Source organism: Rhizobium acidisoli, assembly GCF_002531755.2.
GTDB classification, from domain to species: Bacteria; Pseudomonadota; Alphaproteobacteria; order Rhizobiales; family Rhizobiaceae; genus Rhizobium; species Rhizobium acidisoli.
In genome coordinates, this window is sequence record NZ_CP034998.1 from 2,189,547 (window position 1) to 2,213,752 (window position 24,206).

Sequence of the window (24,206 nt, forward strand, 5' to 3'; positions counted from 1 at the left end):
ACCGATGAACGATGCAAACAGCAATGCCGAGCGCTACCTCGCCGTCTGGAACGAGACGGATGCGGCTCGCCGCCGCGCTCTCATCGCCGAGAGCTGGGCGGAAGCCGCAACCTACATCGACCCGCTGATGCGCGGTGAAGGCCACGAGCAGATCAATTCGCTGGTGGAGGCCGTGCAGAACCGCTTCCCCGGTTTCCGTTTCGAACTGATCGGCACGGCTGACGGCTATGGCGACAATCTGCGTTTCTCCTGGGGCCTCGGGCCGGCCAATGGCGAAGCACTGATCAAGGGCACGGATTTTGCCGAACTCGAGGGTGGCAAGCTGAAATCCGTCCGGGGCTTCATCGACCAACTGCCGGAAGCCGCCTGATGGCGCCGACCGCCCGTCCTCTTGGAGATCATCTGCGCGAATGGCGCCAGCGCCGCCGGATGAGCCAGCTCGACCTGGCGCTGGAGGCCGATATCTCGCAGCGGCATCTGTGCTTCATCGAGAGCGGGCGCGCGACCCCGAGCCGCGACATGCTGCTGCATCTTGCCGAACGCCTTGGCGTGCCGCTCCGCGACCGGAACCCGCTGTTGCTCGCAGCGGGTTTCGCCCCCGTCTTTACCGAGCGCGCACTCGACGATCCCGCCTTGGAACCGGCGCGCCGCGCCATCGACATGGTGTTGAAAGCTCATCAGCCTTTCCCGGCGCTCGCGATCGACCGCCACTGGACGCTGGTTGCCGCCAATGCGGCGCTGGCGCCGCTCATCTCGGGCATTGCCGATCCGTCGCTGCTGGAACCGCCGGTCAATGTGCTGCGCCTCAGCCTGCACCCGCAAGGACTGGCGCCCCGCATCGCAAACCTCCCGGAATGGCGCGCCCACCTTATCGACCGGCTGCGCCAGCAAGTATCGGCCTCGGGCGATCCGGTATTGGAAAGGCTGCTGAAAGAACTGCTGTCCTATCCGGTGCCCGAAGCGGCGAACGACGCGCATACCGACCACGCCGGCATCGCCATTCCGCTGAAGCTTTCGACCAAGGCCGGCCTGCTATCCCTGATCTCGACGACCACGGTCTTCGGCACGCCCGTCGACATCACTCTGTCGGAACTGGCCGTGGAATCCTTCTTCCCGGCGGATGAGGAAACAGCCGCGATCCTGCGCAGCCTTTCCCTCAACTGAGGCCCAGAGCAATTCCAAGCTGAAATCGCTCTAGAATTCAACCCCAGGCTGGCCCTTGATGCCGGAGCGGAAGGGATGTTTGACAAGCTCCATCTCGGTGACCAGATCGGCGATCCCGATCAGTTCTTCCCTAGCGTTGCGCCCCGTCAGCACGACATGCGTCATGGCGGGCTTCTCGGCCGTCAGGAAGGCGACGACTTCGTTGATATCGAGATAGTCGTAGCGCAGCGCGATGTTGATCTCGTCCAGCAGCACCATGGAATTGCGCTCGTCGCGGATCAGCTCCTTGGCCTTTTCCCAGGCCGCCGAGGCGGCGGCAACGTCGCGGGCGCGGTCCTGCGTTTCCCAGGTGAACCCCTCACCCATGGTGTGGAACTGGCAGAGATCGGAGAAATGCTTCTCGATCAGATCGCGCTCGCCGGTCCACATCGCGCCCTTGATGAACTGCACGACGGCCGAGGGTTTACCATGGGCGATGTGGCGGAAGATCATGCCGAAGGCGGCGGATGATTTGCCCTTGCCCTTGCCGGTATGGACGATGATCAGCCCCTTGCCATCGGTCTTGGTCGCCATGATCTTGTCGCGCGCGGCCTTCTTCTTCGCCATCTTCTCGGCGTGGCGCGCATCGTCCTTGCCCGTTTCGTTGTCCGGGATTTCGTCGCTCATCGGTTCACCTCATTCTGTTGGATGGCCAGGTCGAACCGGGCCGAATTACTGCGCGGCGTCCAAAGGCTGCGGTCTATCGCCTCGCGCAGCCGAGCCGCCATTTCGTCGAATGCCGCCGGGTTCTTTTCCACCATGAAGGCGCGCACGGTGGGATCGGTGACGAAAGCCTGGTAGACCGCCTCGAAATGATGCGCGCCGACCGCACCCGTCGTCGCCGCGAAAGCAAAGAGATAATCGACGGTGGCGGCGATCTCGGCCGCACCCTTGTAGCCGTGGCGCATGACGCCCGAAATCCATTTCGGATTGACGACGCGCCCGCGCACGACGCGGCCGATCTCTTCCTCCAGCGAACGGATCACCGGCCGTTCCGGCCTCGAATGATCATTATGATAGATCGAGGGGCGCGCGCCGCTGAGCGCCTCGGCCGCCGCCGCCATACCGCCCTCGAACTGGTAATAGTCGTCGCTGTCGAGCAGATCGTGCTCGCGATTGTCCTGGTTCTGAACGACGGCCTGCACCGAGCGCAGCCGCTCTTCGAACAGGCCGCGTTCGGCCTTGCCCTCCTCGCCGGCGCCATAGGCATAGCTGCCCCAGACGAGATAGGCTTCGGCAAGATCGGTGCGCCGCTCCCAACCCTTTTCGTCGATCAGCGCCTGCAATCCGGCGCCGTAGGCGCCGGGCTTCGAGCCGAAGACCCTATAACCTGCCCGGCGTTTCGCCGCGGCGGCGTCGAGACCGGCGGCTGCAAGCCTTGCCGCCTCGCCGCGCATGCGCGCTGCAATCGGATTGTCGGCCTCGTCCTCGTCAAGCGCGCCGACAGCGCGGACCGCCTTGTCGAACAGGGCGATCTGCTCGGGAAAAGCGTCGCGGAAGAAGCCGGAGATGCGGAGTGTCACGTCGACACGCGGCCGCCCAAGCATGGCTTGCGGTATGATCTCATAGCCGGTGACGCGGCGCGAACTCATATCCCAAAGCGGCTTGACACCGATCAGCGCCAGCGCCTGGGCGATATCGTCGCCGCCGGTGCGCATATTCGACGTTCCCCATGCCGTCAGCCCAAGGGAAACCGGCCATTCGCCGTGATCCTGCACATAGCGGCGCACCAGCAGTTCGGCGGATTTCTTGCCGAGTTCGTAAGCGGCCGGCGTCGGCACCGCGCGGCTGTCGACCGAATAAAAATTGCGGCCCGTCGGCAGTACATCGGGCCGCCCGCGGGTCGGCGCACCCGACGGGCCAGGTGCGACGAAGCGGCCGTCGAGGCCGGCAAGCAGGCCGGATATTTCCGCCGGGCCGCAGGCAAGGATCGAAGGCTTGAGACGGGTCTCGATCTCGGAGAGTACCGCCTGCGTCGCCGTCCATTCCGCGGGGCAGGCAATCTCGCTGGAGACCAGCTTGGCCGCCAGCAGTTCGACGCGCTCGACGGTGTCGCCGTTGGTGCGCCAGGGTGCATCGAGAACGTCGGCGAGTATTGCGGGACGCGTTCCGGTCCACGGGGCGGCCATGTCGCAGTCGAGGGGGTCGAACGTGGAATTACCCCCCTCTGTCCTGCCGGACATCTCCCCCACAAGGGGGGAGATCGGCAACGAGTAAGACAATCGCTCTATATCGATTGTTTGGGGAGGCCGGTGCTCCGATTCAATCTCCCCCCTTGTGGGGGAGATGTCCGGCAGGACAGAGGGGGGTGCCCCAGGCACATTGCCCACCCCCGCATCCTCAGCAATCGCCCGCTGCAAACTCGCATCACCGCCTTCACCCAGCCCGCGCGGCACCCGCGCCAGCGCCACGGTCAAATCCGTCAGCAGCCGCCCCTCCGGCGACACGCCGAACACATGCAACCCATCGCGGATCTGCATTTCCTTGAGGTCGCAGAGATAGGCGTCGAGTTTCTTCAGCGCGTCGCCTTCGCTTTCGCCGCTCTTTATGCCGGCATCCCGGTCGAGGCCGATATCGGTCACGAGATCGAGGATCTGCCGGCTGAGCAGGCGGATGCGGCGGGGATCGCCGCCGGAGGCCTCGTAATATTCGTCGACCAGCGCTTCCAGATCCTTGAGCGGCCCGTAGCTCTCCGCTCGCGTCAAAGGCGGCGTCAGATGATCGATGATGACGGCTGCCGTCCGGCGCTTGGCCTGCGTGCCCTCGCCCGGATCGTTGACGATGAAGGGATAGAGATGCGGTAGCGGCCCGAGGATCGCCTCGGGATAACACTCTTCCGACAGCGCCAGCGCCTTGCCCGGCAGCCATTCGAGATTGCCGTGTTTGCCCATGTGGATGACGGCATCGGCGCCGAACTCGCGCCGCAGGAAAGCATAAAAGGCAAGATAACCGTGCGGCGGCACGAGATCCGGCGAATGATAGCTCTCCTTCGGATCGATATTGTAACCGCGCGCCGGCTGAATGCCGACGAGGACGCTGCCGAAGCGGGCGAAAGGCAGGGCGAAGACGCCGTCGAGAAAATACGGATCGTTCTCGGGATCGCCCCAGCGGGCCCTCACCTCATCCTGAATCTTATTGGGAAGAGTGTCCAGGAAGCCGTTGTAGAGACTCAGGGAAAGGGTCTCGCGAATGACCCTGCCGTCATGGCCTGAATTGGTCGGCCCTTGCATCAGATGCCGGATCAGCGCGTCGCCATCGGCCGGAATATCGGCGAGCGGATAACCCGCTGCCGCCATCGCCCGCAGCACCTCGATGCTGCCGGCCGGCGTATCCAGGCCGACCCCGTTGCCGAGCCGGCCGTCGCGGTTCGGATAGTTCGCCATCACGAGCGCGATGCGCCGGTCGCGAGCCGGAGTGGCGCGTATCCGCGCCCAGTTGGCGGCGAGTTCCGCCGTATAGCGTATCCGGTCGGCGTCTGGTTCGCTGGCGACGATGTTGGTCTCGACGGCAGCATCGTAACGCGCCGCCGTCTTGAAGGAGACCGCCCGCGCCAGCACCCGGCCGTCGACTTCGGGCAGCGCCACGTTCATGCCGAGATCGCGTGCCGACAGGCCTTGCGACGAAGTTGCCCACGCCTCCCGCGACGAGGCCGACAGGATCGCCTGCAGTACCACCGCCCCGTTCGCCTCCAGCACCGTCGGCTGCCGATCCGCGCCCGGCGCGGAGACCGCAAAGCCCGTCGTGTTGATGACGACATCGGGTTTCAGCGCCGAAAACACGCTTTCGAGAATGCCTGTGGAAACCGGGTCCTTGAGGCTATAGGCAAAGACCGGCAGCGGCCGGAGGCCTTGCGCCTGCAAGGCGTCGATCAGCGCCTCGATCGGCTTGGTCTCGCCGCTCTGCACGAGGGCGCGGTAGAAGCTGATGGCGACGATGGGGGAAATCTTAGGTTCGAATCCCGCCTCTTCCGTCGAGCTTGGGGTACCCCCCTCTGTCCTGCCGGACATCTCCCCCACAAGGGGGAGATCGGCAAGTCGCCTGGGCTTCCAACAAATGAAACGCGTGAAGATGCCGCACTTCCGGAAGAGACAGAGCGAGGCCTCTCATCCCTGATCTCCCCCCGTGTGGGGGGTCCGAAGGACGGGTCGAGACCCGCGGCTCGACCCCGGTAGTCCGGCAGGACAGAGGGGGGTATCGCGGCCTCAGCTGACGACGGCGCGGTCACCTGTCGCCACTCCTCGACCCCGACCAGCCCCCGCCCCGGCCACCAGATGCCGGCTTTCATCAACGGTACTGCCGGCGCCGGCTTTTCCGCACCCGACAGCATCACCCCGGCATAATCGAGAAAGGCGCGCGCATTGGCATCGCCGCCCTCGATCAGATAGGCCCAGAGTGCATCGAGATCGTCAGCTGCGATGTTCGAGAAGGGTACCAACCCTGCATCCGGCCTGGCGTCACCCGGCAGCACCGCAATCTGCGCGCCGGCGCGGGAGGCTGCCGCATGCAGCGCCTCCAGCGCGTAGCGGAAATAGCTGGCGCCGCCGAGCGCACGGACGATGATGAGCTTGGCGTGCCGCGCCGTGCGCTCGACGTAGGTATCGACCGACATCGGATGCTTGAGGCTCATCAGGCTGGCGAGCCGCAGCGAATGCGGCCCACCGCAGGCGCGATGGGCGGTCGCGATCGCCGCGAGCTCGCTGTCGGCGGCCGACAGGAACAGGATATCGCCCGGCGTCTGACCGAGATCGATTGCCTCTTCGCCGTCGCTGATCGTACCCTGCTGGGCCAGAAGCAGATGCATGGGCTTACGCCAGCGCCTCGATTGCCGCCTTCACCGCACCCTGATCCATCTCATGCAGGCCGATGACGACGAGGCGCGTGCCGCGCTTTTCCCCAGGCGCCCAGGCGCGATCGAAATAGTGGTCGATACGGCTGCCGACGGCCTGGAGCTGCAGGCGCATCGGCTTGCCCGAAACATCGACGAAGCCCTTGAGGCGCAGCACGTCATGGGCTGATATGATGCTCTTCAGCGCCTCGACAAAGCCGGCCGGATCGGCAACGGGGCCGAGCTCAACGACGAAGCTGTCGAATTCGTCATGATCGTGCGGCGAGCCGTCCTCATGCTCCAGTTCGTGATGGGATTTGCGGTTGGCGATATCGTCCTCCGTGCCGATGCCGAGGCCGAGCAGGATGCCGGCCGGCACCTCGCCGTTTTTCGCCTCGATCATCACCGGCTTGCGCTGGGTGCGGGCGGCGACCTCGTCGCGCACCCGGCCAAGGCCGGCCACGTCGATCAGGTCGGTCTTGTTGAGCACGATGAGATCGGCGCAGGTGAGCTGGTCCTCGAACAGTTCCTCGATCGGGCTCTCGTGATCGAGCGATTGATCCTCGCTGCGCGCCGCCTCGACGGCATCATGGTCATCGGCGAAACGGCCGGCGGCGACAGCCGCGCTGTCGACCACCGTGATGACGCCGTCGACGGTCACCTGGGTGCGAATGTCAGGCCAGTTGAAGGCGGCGACCAGCGGCTGCGGCAGAGCGAGGCCCGAGGTTTCGATGACGATATGGTCGGGCCGCTGTTCGCGCTCCAGAAGCTTCGTCATCGTCGGAATGAAATCGTCGGCAACGGTGCAGCAGATGCAGCCATTGGTCAGCTCGATGATATCATCCTCGCTGCAGTTCTCCGCGCCGCAGCCCTTCAGCACCTCGCCGTCGACACCGAGATCGCCGAATTCATTGATGATCAGCGCGATCTTTTTGCCGCCGGCATTGGTCAGCAGATTGCGGATCATCGTCGTCTTGCCGGCGCCGAGGAAGCCGGTGATGACGGTTGCGGGAATCTTTTGCTGGTTCATGGATTTAACCCTTCATTTTCAGCGGCAGGCCTGCCGCGATAAAATAGACTTCGGCGGCCTTTGCCGCGATCATCTGGTGGAGCCGGCCGGCATGATCGCGAAAATCCCGCGCCATCCGATTGTCCGGCACGATGCCAAGGCCGACCTCGTTGGAAACGAAAACAAGCCGCGCCTTTGCCCGCGGCAAATAATCGGCGAGCGCCAAAAATTCTCCGGCCATATCGCGCTGCTCCATCATCAGATTGGTAACCCAGAGCGTCAGGCAGTCGATCAGCACGACGCGGTCCTCACCATCGATGGCGGCGAGCTTGCCGACGAGATCGAGCGGCTCCTCATGCGTCGTCCATGATGGGCCGCGATCGGCCCTGTGTTGGGCAATGCGCGCCTGCATCTCCTCGTCCCAGGCCCGCCCGGTCGCGAGATAGTGGCGGTTGAGGCCGCTTGAAACCACGAGGGATTCGGCAAAGCGGGATTTGCCGGAGCGTGCGCCGCCGAGGATGAAGACTGTAGTGATCGGGCCAACCGTCATGTGAGCGCCGCCCTTTGGCAGGATAGGGCCCGCCGTGCCGCCCCCCTCATCCGACCCTTCGGGCCACCTTCTCCCCGCTGGGGAGAAGAGGGAGCAAGCTTTTGTCTTTGACCGTCTCTCTGATCGCAGTGGCAGGAGAGGGACCGAGGCGTCGCCACGTACCTCTTCTCCCCATCGGGGAGAAGGTGGCGGCAGCCGGATGAGGGGGTGAGCGACGATAGAAGCGAATGCGCATAGCGCAAGCGAAGGACAATAAATTGCGAGCCGTATGGCCCCCTCGTCCAACCCGTTGCGCCATTGACCGCACCAAGCCATGCCGAATTCAATCGTTCAGCCAAAACAACCTCCGTGCTGGCAGCGGGTCTCTTGCCCAGGGTTGGGCTTTTCGCCCGGCACGAATGGCAGGTCTCCTGGCTCGCGGTTGTCGGCCGCGATCGGGGCGGACCGGAAACCGGTCGCCCCTGATCGTGCCGGCGGATCTGCCTCGCCTTCCCGGCTGCATCGGTGAAAAGGTGGACGATTCGTAGAAATGGAGGCGTCCGACCCCGGTTGATCACCATGCATGTCCAGTGGCTTTTCCGGCATGTCGCCCGTCCCGCCTGCCTGCACGATTGCAAGCTGCCAGCCGGAAGAGCTCGATGCCGGATGGAAGACCCTGACCGCTCTACAGTCGCGGGGTCGGCTGTGATGAAGGCGCCCGGTGTGGGTCCGCCCCGTCACATTCCCTTTTCATCCGGAAGGCGTAACGCCGATCCGGAACCATCCGTTAATATCCGAGGATGGTCAGATGACCATCCGTTGAGGGATGGTTAGGCAAGCTCAAGAGTGAAGTCAACCGGCCTTGGCGGTCGGCCATCGGCGGCAAGGCAGGCACGCTCACTGAAACACGACTTACTCGACCAGGAATATCGTCATTTATCAGAGGCTTACGTCATAAATATTTGACCTACGCGCCGGCTTTTCGCCGCAATTGCGTCGCATGCGGACTGCACCTTCGCCCTTGACCGGGTCTCTTCCTGCCTAGTTGTCTTGCCATGCTTATGAAATTGGATCGGCGCCGGTTCCGAGCGCTGCGTGTTTTCTTCGATCCGAGACGGCTGCGGGCGCTGACCCGCCGTAGCGAAGTCGGTCTGTCTCTGGCGGGTGCTGTCGTCGGCATTGCTTCCGGTCTTGCCGTGACCGGCATGAGCTTCGTCTCCAATGAACTGCATCAGCTGGTCTTCGGTATCGCCGACAGCGAAAGGCTGAGCTCGTCGGTTATCGACGACAAGCTGCTGCTGCTCACCGCCCCGGTCATCGGCGGCATGTTGCTCGGCCTGTTGCTCTTCATTTTGGCCAAACGCCGCAAGAAGCCGATGGTCGACCCGATCGAGGCCAATGCGCTGCATGGCGGCCGCCTGTCCTTGACCGACAGCATTATCGTCGCGGTGCAGAACCTGATCTCCAACGGTTTCGGCGCCTCCGTCGGCCTGGAGGCCGGCTATACCCAGCTTGCCGCCGGCCTCGCCTCGAAACTCGGCCTGAAGCTGCAGCTTCGCCGCTCGGATCTCCGCGTCCTCGTCGGCTGCGGCGCAGCCGGCGCAATCGCCGCCGCCTTCAACGCGCCGCTGACCGGCGCCTTCTATGCCTTCGAGCTGATCATCGGCACCTATACGATCGTCTCGCTGACCCCTGTGGTCGTCTCGGCCCTCGTTTCCACCCTGATCGCAAGGCTGCTCACCCATGGCGATTTCACCATCGATATCGGCGGCTTCGGTGCGGTCGTGCCGGCCGACTATATCCCGGCGCTGCTGCTCGGCGCGGTCTCGGCCGGCGTCGGCATCCTGATCATGCAGGGCGTCTCCTTCGTCGAGGAACTGGCCCGCAAGAGCGCGATCGCCCCGCCCTTCCGCCCGGCGCTCGGCGGCATCATCGTCGGGCTGCTGGCGATGATCTCGCCGCAGGTGCTTTCGGCCGGCCACGGTGCATTGCATCTGAACCTCTCCCGCGACGTCGCCATCCCGGCGCTGATCGGCCTCTTCCTGTTGAAATCCTTGGCTTCGGCGATCTCGATCGGTTCGGGCTTCAGGGGCGGCCTGTTCTTCGCCTCGCTGTTCATGGGCGCCCTGCTCGGCAAGCTCTTTGCCTATTGCGGCCCCTATTTTGCCGATGCGACGCTGACGCCCGTCATCTATGCCGTGGTCGGCATGAGTTCGCTTGCCGTCGCCGTCATCGGCGGGCCGCTGACGATGACCTTTCTGGCGCTCGAAATCACCGGCGACTTTCCGATCACCGCGCTGGTGCTCGCCGCCGTCATCACCTCCTCGCTCGTCGTGCGCTCGACCTTCGGATACTCCTTCGCCACATGGCGCTTCCATCTGCGCGGCGAAAGCATCCGCAGCGCCCATGACGTCGGCTGGATCCGCAACCTGACGGTGGACAAGCTGATGCGCGCCGACGTGAAGACGGCAAGGGCGGGCATCTCGCTGGAGGAATTCAAGCAGGCCTTCCCAATCGGCTCGACCCAGCGCGTTATCCTCGTCGAGGAGAGCGACAAATATGCCGGCCTCGTTCTGGTGCCGGAGATCTACGCCAACCCGACCGACGCGCAGGACGAGGGCAAGACGCTCGCCGATTTCATCCACTACCGCAACGATTTCCTGCAGCCGCAGATGAATGCCAGGCAGGCGGCGGCGATCTTCGACAAGAGCGAAAGCGAAGCACTCGCCGTCGTCAACAACCTGATCGAACGCAAGGTGATCGGCCAGCTCAGCGAAAGCTATACGCTGCGCCGCTACAGCGAGGAACTTGACCGCCGCCGCCGCGAAGTCTCCGGCGAAATTTGAAGGGGTGTTATGACGCGGCGTCGGCCAGCCGGAAGACGTCTGCCTTCTTCGACACGCCCCGCAATTCGAACGATCCGAGATACTCGCAGGCGACGGCTAAGGTCGCCGCGAAGCTCTCCGACAGCAGCAGGTCCTGCTCGAGCATTCCGCAGAGCTTTTCCAGCCGCGAGGCTTCGTTGACCGCCCTGCCGATCACCGTGAAGTCGAGCCGGTCGTGGGCGCCGACGTTTCCGTAGAAAACTTCGCCGAGATGCAGCACGACATCGATGCCGATATCGGGGCCTCCGTTGCGCGTCCGCCCGCGATTGAGCTCTTCGTTGGCCTTCAGCAGATTCTGCGCCGAAGCCAACGCCGCCCTGCAGGCTTTTTGCGGATCCTCGGCCTCGGTCGGAAAGATCGCCAGCACGCTGTCGCCCATGAATTTGAGGATCTCGCCGGAATTTTCCTCGACATGCCGGCCGATCAGCTCGAAATGCTCATTGAGAAACCCGACGATCTCCGCGGGCTGATAGACCTCGGTCAAAGCCGTGAAATTGCGAAGGTCGGCCAGCAGGATGGCGGCATCGATGGAACCGCCCATTCCTCTGCGGGTTTCGCCGGCAAGGATGCGCGCGCTCGTCCTGGCGCCGGTATAGACCGCGAGGATGTCGCTCGCCGTCTTCGACACCGCCACGCGGTAAGCCGCCAGTCCGAGCGCCGGGAATAGCGCTGCGACGACCGTCAGTTGATCATCGGAAAATCCGCCCGGTGCATCGCTCGTCAGCGAGAAACCGAGCCCGCGCAGCGCGACTTCCTTCGGGAATTCGAAAAGGCTGATCACGTGATCCGTGCCCCCGGAACGCGCGAATTCGTTAAGCTCGGTATAATGGAGACCCTCGCCGCTTGCCAAATTCCATCGTCCCGTTCTTTCGCCGCGGCTCAAAAGGTAAAAGATCGGCGTCTTCTCGAAGTCACGCTCCGTCGCACTACCGTGCTCGGCATTTTCAAGGACGGTCTCACCGCCCCGCGTGAAATTGGCCGCGACGCCGCGATACATGGGATGCAGCGACGGCATTCTGATACTCGCCCGCCAGATCGGAAACCCGTCCGCAATCAGCCGTTCGCACAGGCCGGCAACGAGGTCGCCGATATGATCGCTGGTGATTCCCTGCTCTATAATCCATTGAATATGATCGCTAATTTTCGAACCTCCACATGAGCCGGCGCAAACTTATGACGGCAAATCGGGCAAATGGGCGGCGATGCCGAACCGGCTCCCGCGATATCAATTGATAGTCGCGCCAAGGCGATATTTCCAGCCGTTATCAACGGCAAGTCTTTTCATCCGAAGCCGGCACAACGCCGGCGGGTATCGTCCTCACATCCGGACCGTCATGCCGCCGTCGACGGTCAATACGTGGCCGTTGACGAAGGAGGCGGCGCCGCTTGCAAGAAACAGCGCCGCGCCGGCGATCTCGTCCGGGCGTCCCCAGCGTTGGACCGGGATGCGCTGGCGCACGAAGGGCATCAATTCCTCATTCGCGGCCATTGCCGCGTTCGTCTCCGTGGCGAACCAGCCGGGTGCAATCGCGTTGCTGGTGATGCCGTAAGGGCCGAATTCGACCGCCATACCGCGCATCAGTCCGGTCAGGCCCTGCTTGGCAGCCGGATAGACGCAGTCGCCGGGCATGACGACATGACCGCTGATCGAGGTCACTGCGATCAGGCGACCATAATTGCGCCGCTTCATCAGCACGGCGGCATCGCGCGAAAGCATCATCGCCGCGGCCAGATCGGTCCGCAGCAGCTCGATGATGCCATCATCGTCGAATTCGGTCAGCGGCCGCCTGTCGCGGGCGCCGACATTGTTGATCAGAATATCGAGACGGCCGTGGACCTTTTCGATATCGGCCATCACAGCACACTGGGCCTTTCGGTCGGCGATGTCGAACACGGCAGCCTCCGCCGAGCCGCCCGCCGCACGCAGCGTCCTTACGGCCTCCTCCAGCGTCGCCGCTGTGCGTCCGGTGACGATGACATGCGCGCCGGCCTCGGCAAGCACCCGCACCATCTCGAAGCCCAGACCGCGGCCGCCACCGGTCACGAGCGCCACCTGACTCGCCAATGAAAATCTATCCGATATGCTCATGGTTTCATCGCTCTCAACCTGCCTCGCCGCGAGAATTAATGGACTCAGTCAACTAATTTTGCAAGAGTACAAGAGGGGCAGCCTAACCGAGCAGCCCGGCCAACCAGCGCGGATCGAGGTAACGCTCGAGTTCTCCGGCGATCTCATCAAGCGCCTGCTCGACACTCTCACGATAGTTCCGCCGCTCGCCCGAAAGACCGAAGCTTTGAAGCAGCCGGGCGCGATAGGCGTCGCTGCCGAAGAGCCCGTGCAGGTAGGTGCCCATGATTCGGCCGTCGGCGGAAAGCGCCCCGTCGGGCACGCCATCGACGATTGCCGAAGGCCGGTCGCAATCCGGGCCGTGGGTGATGCCGAGGTGGATCTGGTAGCCGGCAAGCGGCACGTCGTATTCGGTCGAGCGGGCATGGCTGTTGCGCACGGTTTTTTCAGGCGCCATTTCGGTCTCGACGTCGAGAAGTGCCAGCCCAGGCGTCTCGAGCGTCCCGCCCTCGATACCGAGCGGATCGTGCACCGTGCGGCCGAGCATCTGGTAGCCACCGCAAATGCCGATCACCCGGCCGCCGCGTCTGACATGCATATGGAGATCGCGGTCCCAGCCTTCAGCCCTGAAATCGGCGAGATCCGATATCGTCGATTTCGAGCCGGGCAGAATGACGAGGCTCGCATCGGCAGGCAGCCGTTCGCCTGATCGCACGAAGACCAGTTCGACGTCCGGCTCTGCCCGCAGCGGGTCAAGATCGTCGAAATTGGCGATGCGCGATAGCACCGGCACGGCGATCTTCAGCGCGCCCGCCCTGCCCTTCGCCAGCCGTTCGAGCACGACCGAATCTTCGGCCGGCAGGCGCCCCGCACCCTGCAGCCACGGCACGACGCCGAAACATGGCCAGCCGGTAAAACCTTCGATGGCGCGGATGCCATCGTCGAACAGCGAGATGTCGCCGCGGAACTTGTTGATGATATAGCCCGCGATCATCGCCCGGTCGCCATCATCGAGGATCGCATGCGTGCCGACCAGCGAGGCGATGACACCGCCGCGGTCGATATCGCCGACGAGCACGACAGGCACGCCGGCCCGGGTCGCAAAACCCATATTGGCGATATCGCCGGCCCTCAGATTGATTTCGGCCGGCGATCCGGCGCCCTCGACGATGACGAGATCGGCGCCCGCAGCGACTTTTTCGAAGCTTTCGAGCACCGCGCCGAGGAGTTGCGGCTTCAGCCGCTGATAGTCGCGCCCCTTCGCCTGGCCGAACACCCTGCCCTGCACGATGATCTGGCTGCCGTTTTCCGATTGCGGTTTGAGCAGCACCGGGTTCATGTGCACCGAGGATGGCGTGCGTGCAGCCAGGGATTGCAGCCACTGCGCCCGGCCGATCTCGCCGCCGTCATCGGCAACTGCCGCATTGTTCGACATGTTCTGCGGCTTGAACGGCCGCACGGCAAGCCCGCGATTGGCCGCCAGCCGGCAAAGGCCCGCGACCAGCACCGTCTTGCCGACATCCGAGCCGGTTCCCTGCAGCATGATCGCTCTTGCCATGGTGGCCGCCTTTCGCTGAGGCGAGGCCTACAATGGGCAACGACACCGGGTCAAGGCGTGCCCCCGGTCAAGACTTGCTCTGGGGGCAGGACTTGACCCTGCTCAAGCGTCCCGCAGAAACGCGAAAACCGCGCATGGCCTTGGCTCTGCGCGGTTTGCCGAAAACTCAGGCGTCTTCGCCCCTACACGGCGAAGCTCGCTTTCTCCGGTACGCACTACCTGAACCGGAGAAGCGGCGGTCATTGCCGCCACGACCCAACTGATAACGGCACATTCTTACCGGAGAGTTATTGAAGCCTTACGCAAATGTTAATTTTGATCTTTTTTGACTTTCCCGCCGAAATTTCTGCCGAAGATCCGCCGGCAATCGCCAAGAGCGTGCAAACCGCTTAAAGGCGCCATTTTCGGGATATTGAGATAAATTCATCGAATTCAATCATTTAGTACCGCAACCATCAGCAGAAGACGGTTGATTTCTGCGAGCGAACGCGTAGGCTTCCCAAAAACGCCATTTTCGAGCCATGACCTGCGACAAGCTGCCGGAGGCGCAAGGACGAAGGCGCTCATGAACAGGAAAACCTCTGTCGCGGGATCGCCCGCGAGGCATTTCTTTTCGGGCGCCGGAGAAACTTGTCGCTGATTTCCGACCCGGCTGCGCGTCCGTAGATCCAGGTATCCCAGCATCCTTAGCGCGTCTGAAAAGACGCAGCGCTGTAAAGAAGAATTCGGGGAATGACGATGAAGACGTTTCTGATTCCAGCCGTCTTTGCCGCGGCTCTTTCTATCGTTGCGCCGGCCGAAGCCGCAGAGTGCGGCAAGGTGTCGATCGCCGAGATGAAATGGGCCTCGGCCGGTATTGCGGCGAATTTCGACAAGATCATCCTGGAAAAGGGCTACGGCTGCTCGGTCACAATCGTCGACGGCGACACGCTGCCGACCTTCGCCTCGATGAATGAGAAAGGCACTCCGGATATCGCCTCCGAATATTGGATCAATTCCGTCAGGGCCTTGCTCGATCAGGCCGTCAACGCCGGACGGCTGGTGCAGGGAGCCGAGATCCTGGCCGACGGTGCGGTCGAGGGCTGGTGGATCCCGAAATTCATCGCCGACGCCAATCCCGACATCCGGTCGGTCGAAGATGCGCTGAAACATCCCGAACTCTTCTCCGCCGAGGACGATGCATCGAAGGGCGCGGTCTACAATTGTCCCGCCGACTGGAGCTGCCAGATATCGACCACCAACCTGTTCAAGGCGCTTGCTGCGGACAAGAAGGGCTTCGAACTCGTCGAAACCGGCAGCCCCGAACGGCTCGATGCCTCGATTGCCCGCGCCTTCGAAAACAAGGTCGGTTGGCTCGGTTACTATTGGGCGCCGACGGCCGTTCTCGGCAAATACGACATGACGCGGCTGAGCTTCGGCGTCGGCCACAACAAGACCGAGTGGGACCGCTGCACGGCGGTTGCCGGCTGCATGAGGCCGGAACTCAATTCCTACCCGGTATCGCGCGCCTTCACCTTGATGACCAGGTCTTTTGCCAGCCGCTCCGGACCCGTCACCACCTATCTCAAAACCCGTAAATGGGACAATCAGACGATCAGTCAGGTTCTCGCCTGGCAAGACGAAAACCACGAAAGCAACGAGGATGCCGCCATCCATTTCCTTCGCAATTACGAGGGTCTGTGGATGAAATGGGTTCCGGCCGATGTAGCCGAAAAGGTCAAGGCAAGCTTATAACGTCAGGAGACGATCAACGACCGGACGATTCGACATGAATGGCAATGTTCCCTTTCCCGATCGCGATACCGTTGCGGAAAAGCTCGCTGCGCTGTCGGAGACGGACAAATCATATCTGACGCTGCTCATGGAAAATGTTGCTCAGGACGATAACCTGCTTGACGGCTTGCGCCGCCATCTCGATATCGCCGCCGGTTCGCGTTTCCTGAACTCGCTGAAGCTCGAAAATCTCGGCTTGTGGCTCGGAGCTCAAGCGCCGGATCGGCTGCAGATCCGGCTGATGGAAACCGCCCGCTCCAGCCAGCATCCGGCCTACCAAGCCTTCCGGACCGGTCTTGACCGATCCGGCGGCCTGGAAAAGGCTTATCCCCCGGTCAACCCTTGATCCGGCGCGGTCAACACGTGATCCGGCTCCCGGTTAAGACTTGATCCGGCGTTCTCCGTAGGAATCTGAACGGCCGTTACTTCTTTGCAGCGCGATCAACCGAGCGGCCGGCGTCCTGCGTGGCGTTCACGGTGTTTGCCGTATCTTTTCCTATGCCGCGGATCGTGTTGCCGCAGGAGGAAAGTGCAAGAAGAACCATCAAGGCTGCGGCGATTTTGGCCGTTGTCGTCATTTCGAATATCCTTGTTTGAAATCAACCCCGAACGGGACTTATGCCGTTCGCGCCGATAACGCACAAGGGGACAAAAGGTTCAACGCCTGAAAGAGATTATCAGGCGGCAACCGCCTTCGCTCTCTCGGCAAAGGCGCCGCGAATGCTGTCGGCCACCGTCTCGATCGGCCCCGATACTTGCGAGGCGGTCAGCAGGCGGATATCGAAAGCGCCGAGTTCCGGCAGGCCTTCCTGCGGGCCGAGGATCGCCATGTCTTCATTGACATAGGATAGCGGCAGCGGCGCAATGGCCAGATCGGAGAGCACGGCGGCACGTTGCGCCATGGTGTGGCCGCTGAGATAGGCGACGCGATAGTGCCGTTTGTTGCGTTCGAGCTGGGAGAGCGCCTCCTGGCGCCAGATGCAGCCATCCTCCCAGATCGAGATCGGCAGGGGATCGCGGCGATGCGCCGAACCGCACCTGGCGCCGGCCCAGACCAGCCGCTCGCGGAACACCACCTCGCCACCTGTCGGGAACGGCCGCGTCGCACAATTGATCAAGGCCAGGTCGAGCCGCTGCTCCTCCATGCGCTTTTTCAGCCCGATGCTCATGTCGATCGTCACGTCGACCATGATGCCGGGATAACTTTCAGCGAAACTCTTCAGGATGCTTGGCAGCAGCCGCTCGCCGATATCCTCCGGCGCGCCAAGCCTGACGACACCGCTGAGCTCCGGCATGATGAAGCGTGACACAGCCTCGTTCGACAGTGCCAGGATGTTGCGGGCGTAAGACAGCAGCATCTCGCCGTGGCGGGTCAGCGATACCGAGCGGGCGTCGCGCAGAAACAGCGTCGCGCCCAGCTGTTCCTCGAGCTTCTTGATCTGCATCGACACTGCCGAGGGCGTGCGGAAGACCGCCTCTGCGGCGGTCGAAAAATTGCCTGTCTCGGCGATGGCGACGAAGGTACGCAGCACATCGTTGTCAAGCAAAGGAATGGGACGGCGAAAGGGAAGGCTCATCGTCGCATCTTTCAATTTTTCTGATTTATAACCCCATATCATTTTGTTTGATTGAATGTCAATCGGCACTCATATTCTGGGTATCGGAGGCTAATGCAAACAAAGGACGCCGGACATGGCACAATCAAGCACATGGAATATCGTACAGGCTCTTTCCGCATTCAAGTCGCGCCGGCGCAGGGATGCGAACCACGAACATGCGTTGCGGGAATTGAAGCGATTTCCGTCGCACCTGATGGCGGATTGCCAGCGTGAAATGGAGTTGCCGCTTGTGAACAGGGCCGCTTGGCCGAAGCGGGCGCTGAGGATCGTGGAATCACCGAGCCGCGCATAAAGCGCGTTCGCCAGCGCCGCTTTTTTCAGACGCGCAAAAGACACGGCAGCGCTTTCAATATGTCGCAGGTTCTGACTTGGTCTGCGCACGGTCCTGCTGAACAGGAGCCGCAGGGACCGTTCCCCAATTCGTCGGCGTGCATAAAGCCGACCGTGGAGTCGCCTACATCCCGCCGAGCAGCTTGAAGGCGATGATCCACATGGTGAAAGCGACGAGCGTTTCCAGCATCCGCCAGGACGAAGGCTTCGAGAAGATCGGCCGCAGCCATGTCGCGCCATATCCGAGGGAGAAGAAGAACAGGAAAGAACCCGTCACCGCGCCTGCGGCAAACGAAGCCTGCTCACCGGGATAACGCGTCGAGATCGTGCCGAGCAGCACGACCGTATCGAGATAGACATGTGGATTGAGCCAGGTGAGCGCGAGGCAGGTCGCAAGCGTCTGGCGAAAGCTCGAAGTCTTGGCCTCCGCCGCCGAGAGGGTAGCGGATGACCGAAGGGCGGAATAGAGGCTCTTGGCGCCATACCAGGCGAGAAACGCCGCTCCTCCATAACGCATGACCGGATCGAGCCAGGGCATGAACCGGGCGATCTGCTGCAGGCTGGTCACGCCGAGCACGATCAGCACGGCATCGGAGAGCGCGCAGGCAAGGCAGACGGCGAAGACATGTTCATTGCGCAGACCCTGGCGCAGGATGAAAGCATTCTGCGCGCCGATCGCGACAATCAGGCTGAGGCCCATCATCAGGCCGGTGACATAGATCGAAAAATTCATCGCTCCGGCGAACACCTTCACTTCGGTGACGGTGTGGTATCGCCATTTCGCGAATTAGGCTAGTTAATCCAAATTAGCCCAATTAAGCGAAACTAATCCATGCTCGATTATCCAGCCCTCCGCGCCGTCGCAACCGTCGTCCAGACCGGCAGCTTTGAACGCGCCGCCGCCATCCTCAACGTCACGCCTTCGGCGATTTCGCAGCGCGTGAAGCAACTTGAAGAGCGTCTCGGCACCGTGCTCATCGTCAGAGGCACGCCCTGCTCGGCAACGGAAAAGGGAGAATGGCTCTGTCGTCACATGGAGAATGTTGGCATGTTGGAGGCCGAACTCCTCGGGCAGTTGCCGGCGCTCGTCGATCCCGACGAGCCGCACCAGCGGGTCACCCTTCAGATCGCAACCAATGCCGATAGTCTCGGAACGTGGTTCGTCGAGGCGATGGCGAATTTCGCGAAAAACGCGTCCTACCTCCTGAACATCGCCGTCGACGACCAGGATCACACCGCCGAATGGCTTGAGCGCGGACGGGTGATCGCCGCCGTCACCAGCCTGGAAAAGCCGATCAGGGGATGCCGTCGCTTCGAACTCGGCGTTCTCCGCTATCACGCCACGGCAAGCCCCGATTTTGTTGCGCGCAACTTTCCTGATGGCGTCACCGCCGAAGCGATCCGCAATGCGCCGACGCTGACCTTCAATCAGAAAGACAGGTTGCAGAGCGGCTGGATAAGGCAGACCTTCGGACACGATCTCGACCACCCCACCCACTGGCTGCCCTCGACGCAAAGCTTCGTCGAGGCCGCCCTTTCGGGCATGGGCTGGGGAATGAACCCGACCCAGCTGACCCGCGAACATTTCGCCTCAGGCCGGCTGGTGGAACTCGTTCCCGGTACACCGCTGGATATTCCACTCTATTGGCAGATCAACCGCCTCGCCGCCGATCGCCTGGCGGAGCTGACGCGCGAAGTCGTCACGGTGGCGAAGCGCCGCCTCTAGTTGCGATCAAACATAAGCCGTGCGGCTGCCGAACTCGCTGGTCTCGTCGAAATTCTTCGTGCCGATACGGTCGCTTTCGCCGGAGAGCTCCTGCGGAGCCTCAGCGGCTGGCTTCGATGCGGCAGACGCCTCGGTCTTACTGCTCTCGGACGCTTCGAGCTTGGCAATCTTGGCTTCCAGCGTCTCGATGGATTTTTCGATCGTGGCCTTCTCTTTCTCGTCCTGTGTCTGCGACAGGGCTGCCTGCTTTTCGGCAAGCTGCGCCTCGAGAGAAGCAAGTTGATCCGATGAGCTGGAAGACGAGGTTGAAGCGGCTGAACTCAAAATGGTGGATGCAGAACTGGAAATTGCGCTGACCATGAGCATGACTTTCGATGATGGAATGTCACCTTCTAGGTCACGATTGGTAAATGCCTCATAAATAAAGTACCAAACAGTACCATTTTTATAACAATAATTGCGTTTCGCTGAATCCGGCACTGCTTGGACTATCGCGTCCTACGCGATAGCAATGATCTCCAGCTCCTGGCCGCCGGTCTCCACTACATCGCCGACAGCCTTGCCCATCAGCAACCGCGCCACCGGCGAGACATAGGAAATCGATCCTGCCTTGGGATCGGCCTCGTCCTCGCCGACGATCCGATAGGTCTGCACCCGCCCGTCGTCACGGCTGAAGGTCACCGTGCTGCCGAAGGCAACAGTGTCGGTTGACGCAGGATCGGCCATGAGCTGGGCGGTGCGCAGCCTTGCCGCGAGATAGCGCAGATCGCGCAAGGGACCTGCTGCCTGCCGCCGCCGTTCGTTCACGTCTTCTATGGTGCTCGCTGTATCATAAGCCTCGCGCGCCTGCTGGAACTGCAATTCCAGAGCCTTCAGCCCAGCCTCCGTGACCAGGTTCAGATGCGGCGAAACCGGACGATCGGGCAGCAGGGTTTCCGAAGCAGTTTCGAAACTCTCTTCCTTGGTGAAGGCGACGGCCAATTCTATCCTCCGTTTAGGGCGCAGTGCCCTTTAGTTGACGGGCGAACCGCCCATATTTGAAACCATACATACACCGGCTGCAGCCGAACCGCCAATCTCGGGCTGTCGGCGACGACGCCGGCAACGGAGAGCGTCCTGCGCCGCATGGCGTTTAGACCCATAATGCATTGAGGCCGAGGAGGATCGAATGCCCGGCGAGCAGCGAAAAGGCCGCGATAAAGTCTGGAGCGAAATATGCCCTCGTTCCTGACGGACGCCATGCCGCTGGCCCCGAGCTGGTGGGATATCGCCGCACGCATCGGACTGACGGTGATTGCCGGCGGCCTTATCGGCCTCGACCGCGAGCGCGGCGGCCATGCCGCGGGCTTCAGGACCACGATCCTGGTGGCGCTGGCCGCCTGCATTGCAATGGTCCAGGCGAACCTGCTTCTATCGACCTACGGAAAAACGCTGAGTTTCTTCACGCAGATGGACGTGCTGCGTTTTCCCCTCGGCGTCCTCACAGGCGTCGGCTTCATCGGCGGCGGAGCAATCCTCAGGCGCGGCGACATGATGACCGGCGTCACCACGGCGGCAACCCTGTGGTTCATGACGGTCGTCGGCCTCTGTTTCGGCGGCGGCCAGATCGTCACCGGCACGGTGGCAACCATCGTTGCGTTCATCGTGCTGTCGCCGCTGAAACGCCTGGACAGCTGGCTGCGGTGCGAACGCAAGGCGACACTCGTCGTCTACGGCTCGAGTTCCGATATTCCCGACCTGTCAGCTGTGCTGGACTCTCTTGAATGCAGCGCATTGTTCGTTTCGCTGGGACAGACCGAAGATGGCCGCATCGGCGTGACGTTCGAATTGCGCTGGCTGGCGAAAGATCCGGATGCATCAGCACGCGCAATTCTTTTCGCCGTCTGCGAGACGTACGAGGTCGCGAATTTCTCGATGCATTCGACGACAACGTGAACCGGACGGCGCCACAGTCGCTGCCGCTGTTCTTCAACCTATTTCGAGGCGTGCTCCGGTTTACCCTTTCTTTTGGTGGATGCGAACTCCTCGAGCTGCTTCTCGCTCATGGATTCCTCCATCTGCTTCGAGGCACCCTTGAGTTCCTTCTTGGGCGTTTCGCCCCGCTTGGCCGACAGTGCGGCACCCGCCGCCTTCTGCTGGGCCTTGGACTTGGCTGGCATATCGATCTCCTTCTCGTTGGGATCAGCAGCCCTTAAAGCTTCCTCAGTTCATCCGGCTTGTGTGCGGCGCGTTTTCCCGATTTGTCGCTCTCGACGATATATTGCGGTTCCGCCGCCGACGCTTTCACCTTGTGACCTTTGATCTTTGTGGGGCTGGCCTGCTTCTTCACCACCTTGCCTTCGGTCGCTCCCTGGCTGGTATCCCAGCTTACTTCGTCGCCCCTCTTCAAATGTTTGGACATGTGTATTCCCTTTGACGATGGGGCTGCGGCCGAAGCCGCAGCCGACCGCTCGTCAGTTGATGGTGGCCCACTGGCTGCGGACATCCCTGGCGTTCTTCGACAGGTGAACATGTGCGTCGACGTGATCGACCCAATCGATCGGGATCAGGTGGTGTTTGCCGTCTTCCGAGTCGGTCTTCGTCAGCTTTATGCGGGTGGGACCGTCGAGATGATCGACCGTCCCCATATGAGTGCCGTCGGCAGCCCGCACTTCCATATGTTCTCGGATCTGGTCTGCGGAAATCATCGTTTCCTCCTTTGCGTCATTGTCAGCTACGAAGCGGCAACGAGGTGGAGCGGACTTAGTTCCGAGCCGCCTCTCTGTGCCTCGATTTCGCATTTTGCACCCCCGCAAAGGTCTATGGCCGGAAAAATTTGTTGATTCCCGAAATGGAAATTATTTTGATTCCTCGCGCTGAACGCTGCGAACGCTAGGATCGGAACGCCCTCAAATAGGCCTCAGCCTCCTCCCTTTCGTAGAGCCTGACCTCTGGCACAATGCGACGCAGGCCAGAGCTATCGAGGTCCCGCCCCAGAAAATTCGGGAATTGCGGCATGCCTTTGACGAGAAGATGGGTCTTTATGTCCTGAAAGGTCATGTAGCGCTCCTGCAGTTCCCACAAGATGTTAAGGGTAAGCCTGCCAGGAGGGATCACGCCCGCGCCTCGCAAAATCGCTCGCGAGGTGCGCATCATTCGAAAGTAGAATAGCAAGTCGTCGATAGATATCTCGGTGTCGGGGCTAAGGGTCGACCCGCGTGACTGACAGATTTTTCTCACTCGGGCTTCGTCCGTGGTGAACAAGCATTTTGAGAACCAGTTGCTGTTTCCCTTGGAAGGCTGCCACCTTACTTTGATTTCGCCGTTGAGGATGGCTGCGAAGACATGTGCCCAGGGATGCTTTGAACTCCGAGAGGCATGCACCAACTCAAAGATAGGTAGGCCTTTCGCTTCTGCCGATGGATTCTCTTTGAAAGACTCGATGTTGAGCAGCGGCGCGTTCGCGGGTGCGCCCAGCAGCAGCCCGAGCGACCGGTCCGGGCATTGGACGGACCCAATCTGGTATAAATTCAGCACCTCGCATAATGGCAGCCCCAATGCCTTGCCCTGCAATTTCACGGCTTTTGGATAGAAAATCGGGGGATGGTCAACTTGCGCAATGCTCGTGCTCGGATAATGAAAACGCACTCGTTTCCCTTTTCCGAAGAGAATGTTTAGTTCCTTTCTCAGAAACCATCTCAGGTCCTTGAAATTCCGCGGAATGCTCGCAACCAGCGGATGTGTTTTTGAGCGGCGGCAATTTGTAACCCTGCTGTCTTCGATAGAGATCGCCATATCGAGGAACCCATTTGGCCAGTTGAGGACACTGTTGGCGGCCCCGAGGATGAAAGTGTGCGGGATGATGTAGTTTTCCCCCAGTTTGGTGTCCTTGCGACCCGTCGCCTGCAAATTTAACAGTTTTGCAGACTCGACTATCAGCGTGAACAATTCTCCCCGAGAGAACTGTCTCAAACTGTCATCGACATTCCACTCCCTCGAGCGATCTGCGCAAGGATCAATGAGCGAAAGGAAGAACTGGAGCGCCGCCTCATCGGCGATGTCTACGTTTGATGTTTCAAGCTCTCGCAGATCCGCGCCGCAATAGTTGCAAAACGCTAGTGCTGCGGTCCTCTCGAAAGTGAGACGTACTCCGCAGCTACATTGATCTACGAGCTTCTCGCGATTTTCCGGGTCGAAAGAAAAACATCGAAGACTCCAAATCGCCTTCTGGTACCCTTTTTGCTTCAGGTGAGCCGGTGATATTTTCCGGGTACGACCCAAGATGAAGGGCGATATCTTCGCACCGAAGAAGTTGACCGGTCCGGGTTCGCGTCCGTACAGGAGTTCCAGAATTCTTTCTTCTTTCACGCCTAGAATCTTCCCGATAGCCACCGCGTCAATAGTCCGCGCCGTCATAGCACTGTGCGACCATTGGGTATTTTCGGCATAACCCAGCATGAGATTGACCACTCGCATTCCGCTGAAGCCATTTTCAAACGTAGCCCTCATGAGTAAGTCCGGGACGCCTTCACCAGGTCTTGGCTCTATAGGGAATGCGTAAGAAGGTATGTCCATCTGACTGGACACCAGCTCATTGGTTTCCAAGAAAAACTTGTTCACAGCGTCTCCTTCAGGAAAAGCGTTCACGCCCGCCACTTGATCGTGATACTGATGCGAAACGACGATTTGCCGGGGATCGCCC

24 protein-coding genes, 1 pseudogene and 1 riboswitch are annotated in these 24,206 nt (G+C 61.5%); of the genes and pseudogenes, 8 read left to right on the forward strand and 17 right to left on the reverse strand.

Going from position 1 to position 24,206, the window contains the following annotated elements:
- Positions 1-4: 4 nt before the first annotated feature.
- Positions 5-370: a nuclear transport factor 2 family protein gene (locus CO657_RS10875; protein WP_003579869.1), complete on the forward strand. Its 366-nt coding sequence runs from the start codon at positions 5-7 to the stop codon at positions 368-370.
- A complete protein-coding gene (locus CO657_RS10880; protein WP_054184759.1) occupies positions 370-1,164 on the forward strand; it encodes a helix-turn-helix domain-containing protein in 795 nt (264 codons plus the stop codon). The genes CO657_RS10875 and CO657_RS10880 overlap by 1 nt, the downstream gene beginning before the upstream one ends.
- A gap of 30 nt (positions 1,165-1,194) precedes the next feature.
- On the opposite strand, the gene cobO is transcribed toward CO657_RS10880, so the two are convergent.
- From cobO to cobU, 5 genes and pseudogenes are all read right to left on the reverse strand, one after another.
- Positions 1,195-1,830, reverse strand: a complete 636-nt coding sequence (gene cobO / locus CO657_RS10885) for a cob(I)yrinic acid a,c-diamide adenosyltransferase (protein WP_054184758.1) — start codon at positions 1,828-1,830, stop codon at positions 1,195-1,197.
- The gene (gene cobN, locus CO657_RS10890) at positions 1,827-5,210 is read right to left on the reverse strand and encodes a cobaltochelatase subunit CobN (protein ID WP_425375993.1); all 3,384 of its coding nucleotides are present in this window, start codon (positions 5,208-5,210) and stop codon (positions 1,827-1,829) included. The genes cobO and cobN overlap by 4 nt, the downstream gene beginning before the upstream one ends.
- Before the next feature lie 103 nt (positions 5,211-5,313).
- Positions 5,314-6,004 (reverse strand): annotated as a pseudogene (locus CO657_RS38210) (cobaltochelatase subunit CobN); the annotation flags it as partial.
- Between the two features lie 4 nt (positions 6,005-6,008).
- Positions 6,009-7,058: a cobalamin biosynthesis protein CobW gene (cobW, locus tag CO657_RS10895; RefSeq protein WP_054184756.1), complete on the reverse strand. Its 1,050-nt coding sequence runs from the start codon at positions 7,056-7,058 to the stop codon at positions 6,009-6,011.
- 4 nt (positions 7,059-7,062) lie between these two features.
- Complete coding sequence (gene cobU, locus CO657_RS10900; protein ID WP_054184755.1) at positions 7,063-7,587, reverse strand: bifunctional adenosylcobinamide kinase/adenosylcobinamide-phosphate guanylyltransferase; 525 nt, start codon at positions 7,585-7,587, stop codon at positions 7,063-7,065.
- Between the two features lie 383 nt (positions 7,588-7,970).
- Positions 7,971-8,361: riboswitch (cobalamin riboswitch) on the reverse strand.
- A gap of 260 nt (positions 8,362-8,621) precedes the next feature.
- Between cobU and CO657_RS10905 the strand changes: the two genes are divergently transcribed.
- On the forward strand, positions 8,622-10,412 hold the full coding sequence (locus CO657_RS10905) for a chloride channel protein (protein ID WP_054184754.1): 1,791 nt from the start codon (positions 8,622-8,624) through the stop codon (positions 10,410-10,412).
- A 7-nt stretch (positions 10,413-10,419) separates the two neighbouring features.
- Here CO657_RS10905 and CO657_RS10910 read toward each other — a convergent pair whose 3' ends face one another.
- The 3 genes from CO657_RS10910 to CO657_RS10920 all read right to left on the reverse strand — a co-directional run bounded on the left by CO657_RS10910 (position 10,420) and on the right by CO657_RS10920 (position 14,077).
- Positions 10,420-11,508 (reverse strand): adenylate/guanylate cyclase domain-containing protein, encoded by a 1,089-nt coding sequence (locus CO657_RS10910; RefSeq protein ID WP_054184753.1) that lies wholly within the window; start codon positions 11,506-11,508, stop codon positions 10,420-10,422.
- A gap of 261 nt (positions 11,509-11,769) precedes the next feature.
- Positions 11,770-12,540 (reverse strand): SDR family oxidoreductase, encoded by a 771-nt coding sequence (locus CO657_RS10915; protein WP_054184752.1) that lies wholly within the window; start codon positions 12,538-12,540, stop codon positions 11,770-11,772.
- An 82-nt stretch (positions 12,541-12,622) separates the two neighbouring features.
- Positions 12,623-14,077: a cobyric acid synthase gene (locus CO657_RS10920; protein WP_054184751.1), complete on the reverse strand. Its 1,455-nt coding sequence runs from the start codon at positions 14,075-14,077 to the stop codon at positions 12,623-12,625.
- A gap of 732 nt (positions 14,078-14,809) precedes the next feature.
- Between CO657_RS10920 and CO657_RS10925 the strand changes: the two genes are divergently transcribed.
- Positions 14,810-15,811 carry a glycine betaine ABC transporter substrate-binding protein gene (locus CO657_RS10925; protein WP_197283915.1) on the forward strand — a complete coding sequence of 334 codons (1,002 nt, stop codon included), beginning with the start codon at positions 14,810-14,812 and terminating at the stop codon, positions 15,809-15,811.
- Between the two features lie 34 nt (positions 15,812-15,845).
- Positions 15,846-16,196 (forward strand): hypothetical protein, encoded by a 351-nt coding sequence (locus CO657_RS10930; RefSeq protein ID WP_054184750.1) that lies wholly within the window; start codon positions 15,846-15,848, stop codon positions 16,194-16,196.
- 76 nt (positions 16,197-16,272) lie between these two features.
- On the opposite strand, the gene CO657_RS10935 is transcribed toward CO657_RS10930, so the two are convergent.
- On the reverse strand, positions 16,273-16,428 hold the full coding sequence (locus CO657_RS10935; RefSeq protein WP_003540537.1) for an entericidin domain-containing protein: 156 nt from the start codon (positions 16,426-16,428) through the stop codon (positions 16,273-16,275).
- Positions 16,429-16,527: 99 nt separating this feature from the next.
- Positions 16,528-17,469, reverse strand: a complete 942-nt coding sequence (locus tag CO657_RS10940) for a LysR family transcriptional regulator (RefSeq protein ID WP_172643288.1) — start codon at positions 17,467-17,469, stop codon at positions 16,528-16,530.
- A gap of 73 nt (positions 17,470-17,542) precedes the next feature.
- On the opposite strand from CO657_RS10940, the gene CO657_RS37250 reads away from it, so the two are divergent.
- Entirely contained in the window at positions 17,543-17,761 is a 219-nt protein-coding gene (locus tag CO657_RS37250; protein WP_082366329.1) for a hypothetical protein, read from the forward strand.
- 162 nt (positions 17,762-17,923) lie between these two features.
- On the opposite strand, the gene CO657_RS10950 is transcribed toward CO657_RS37250, so the two are convergent.
- Positions 17,924-18,532, reverse strand: coding sequence for a LysE/ArgO family amino acid transporter (locus tag CO657_RS10950; protein WP_054184838.1), 609 nt, complete (start codon positions 18,530-18,532; stop codon positions 17,924-17,926).
- 99 nt (positions 18,533-18,631) lie between these two features.
- Between CO657_RS10950 and CO657_RS10955 the strand changes: the two genes are divergently transcribed.
- Positions 18,632-19,525, forward strand: coding sequence for a LysR family transcriptional regulator ArgP (locus CO657_RS10955; protein WP_054184748.1), 894 nt, complete (start codon positions 18,632-18,634; stop codon positions 19,523-19,525).
- A gap of 6 nt (positions 19,526-19,531) precedes the next feature.
- Here CO657_RS10955 and CO657_RS10960 read toward each other — a convergent pair whose 3' ends face one another.
- Both CO657_RS10960 and greA read right to left on the reverse strand, forming a co-directional pair.
- Positions 19,532-19,891, reverse strand: a complete 360-nt coding sequence (locus CO657_RS10960) for a hypothetical protein (RefSeq protein WP_054184747.1) — start codon at positions 19,889-19,891, stop codon at positions 19,532-19,534.
- A 132-nt stretch (positions 19,892-20,023) separates the two neighbouring features.
- Complete coding sequence (greA, locus tag CO657_RS10965) at positions 20,024-20,506, reverse strand: transcription elongation factor GreA (RefSeq protein WP_054184746.1); 483 nt, start codon at positions 20,504-20,506, stop codon at positions 20,024-20,026.
- Positions 20,507-20,740: 234 nt separating this feature from the next.
- Between greA and CO657_RS10970 the strand changes: the two genes are divergently transcribed.
- On the forward strand, positions 20,741-21,460 hold the full coding sequence (locus CO657_RS10970) for an MgtC/SapB family protein (RefSeq protein WP_054184745.1): 720 nt from the start codon (positions 20,741-20,743) through the stop codon (positions 21,458-21,460).
- 38 nt (positions 21,461-21,498) lie between these two features.
- On the opposite strand, the gene CO657_RS10975 is transcribed toward CO657_RS10970, so the two are convergent.
- The 4 genes from CO657_RS10975 to CO657_RS10990 form a co-directional block, all read right to left on the reverse strand.
- Positions 21,499-21,684: a DUF3008 family protein gene (locus CO657_RS10975; protein ID WP_003579905.1), complete on the reverse strand. Its 186-nt coding sequence runs from the start codon at positions 21,682-21,684 to the stop codon at positions 21,499-21,501.
- A 32-nt stretch (positions 21,685-21,716) separates the two neighbouring features.
- The gene (locus CO657_RS10980) at positions 21,717-21,926 is read right to left on the reverse strand and encodes a hypervirulence associated TUDOR domain-containing protein (RefSeq protein ID WP_054184744.1); all 210 of its coding nucleotides are present in this window, start codon (positions 21,924-21,926) and stop codon (positions 21,717-21,719) included.
- 52 nt (positions 21,927-21,978) lie between these two features.
- Complete coding sequence (locus CO657_RS10985) at positions 21,979-22,212, reverse strand: DUF2171 domain-containing protein (protein ID WP_012557983.1); 234 nt, start codon at positions 22,210-22,212, stop codon at positions 21,979-21,981.
- Positions 22,213-22,396: 184 nt separating this feature from the next.
- Positions 22,397-24,124, reverse strand: a complete 1,728-nt coding sequence (locus CO657_RS10990) for a hypothetical protein (protein WP_054184743.1) — start codon at positions 24,122-24,124, stop codon at positions 22,397-22,399.
- Between the last annotated feature and the right edge of the window lie 82 nt (positions 24,125-24,206).

Coding starts and splice junctions, on each gene's coding strand:
- CO657_RS10875 (WP_003579869.1), top strand. CDS start 5: ATGAACGATGCAAACAGCAATGCCGAGCGCTACCTCGCCGTCTGGAAC.
- CO657_RS10880 (WP_054184759.1), top strand. CDS start 370: ATGGCGCCGACCGCCCGTCCTCTTGGAGATCATCTGCGCGAATGGCGC.
- cobO (WP_054184758.1), bottom strand. CDS start 1,830: ATGAGCGACGAAATCCCGGACAACGAAACGGGCAAGGACGATGCGCGC.
- cobN (WP_425375993.1), bottom strand. CDS start 5,210: ATGTCCGGCAGGACAGAGGGGGGTACCCCAAGCTCGACGGAAGAGGCG.
- cobW (WP_054184756.1), bottom strand. CDS start 7,058: ATGAACCAGCAAAAGATTCCCGCAACCGTCATCACCGGCTTCCTCGGC.
- cobU (WP_054184755.1), bottom strand. CDS start 7,587: ATGACGGTTGGCCCGATCACTACAGTCTTCATCCTCGGCGGCGCACGC.
- CO657_RS10905 (WP_054184754.1), top strand. CDS start 8,622: ATGCTTATGAAATTGGATCGGCGCCGGTTCCGAGCGCTGCGTGTTTTC.
- CO657_RS10915 (WP_054184752.1), bottom strand. CDS start 12,540: ATGAGCATATCGGATAGATTTTCATTGGCGAGTCAGGTGGCGCTCGTG.
- CO657_RS10920 (WP_054184751.1), bottom strand. CDS start 14,077: ATGGCAAGAGCGATCATGCTGCAGGGAACCGGCTCGGATGTCGGCAAG.
- CO657_RS10925 (WP_197283915.1), top strand. CDS start 14,810: ATGACGATGAAGACGTTTCTGATTCCAGCCGTCTTTGCCGCGGCTCTT.
- CO657_RS10930 (WP_054184750.1), top strand. CDS start 15,846: ATGAATGGCAATGTTCCCTTTCCCGATCGCGATACCGTTGCGGAAAAG.
- CO657_RS10935 (WP_003540537.1), bottom strand. CDS start 16,428: ATGACGACAACGGCCAAAATCGCCGCAGCCTTGATGGTTCTTCTTGCA.
- CO657_RS10940 (WP_172643288.1), bottom strand. CDS start 17,469: ATGATATGGGGTTATAAATCAGAAAAATTGAAAGATGCGACGATGAGC.
- CO657_RS37250 (WP_082366329.1), top strand. CDS start 17,543: ATGGCACAATCAAGCACATGGAATATCGTACAGGCTCTTTCCGCATTC.
- CO657_RS10950 (WP_054184838.1), bottom strand. CDS start 18,532: ATGAATTTTTCGATCTATGTCACCGGCCTGATGATGGGCCTCAGCCTG.
- CO657_RS10955 (WP_054184748.1), top strand. CDS start 18,632: ATGCTCGATTATCCAGCCCTCCGCGCCGTCGCAACCGTCGTCCAGACC.
- CO657_RS10960 (WP_054184747.1), bottom strand. CDS start 19,891: ATGCTCATGGTCAGCGCAATTTCCAGTTCTGCATCCACCATTTTGAGT.
- CO657_RS10970 (WP_054184745.1), top strand. CDS start 20,741: ATGCCCTCGTTCCTGACGGACGCCATGCCGCTGGCCCCGAGCTGGTGG.
- CO657_RS10975 (WP_003579905.1), bottom strand. CDS start 21,684: ATGCCAGCCAAGTCCAAGGCCCAGCAGAAGGCGGCGGGTGCCGCACTG.
- CO657_RS10980 (WP_054184744.1), bottom strand. CDS start 21,926: ATGTCCAAACATTTGAAGAGGGGCGACGAAGTAAGCTGGGATACCAGC.
- CO657_RS10985 (WP_012557983.1), bottom strand. CDS start 22,212: ATGATTTCCGCAGACCAGATCCGAGAACATATGGAAGTGCGGGCTGCC.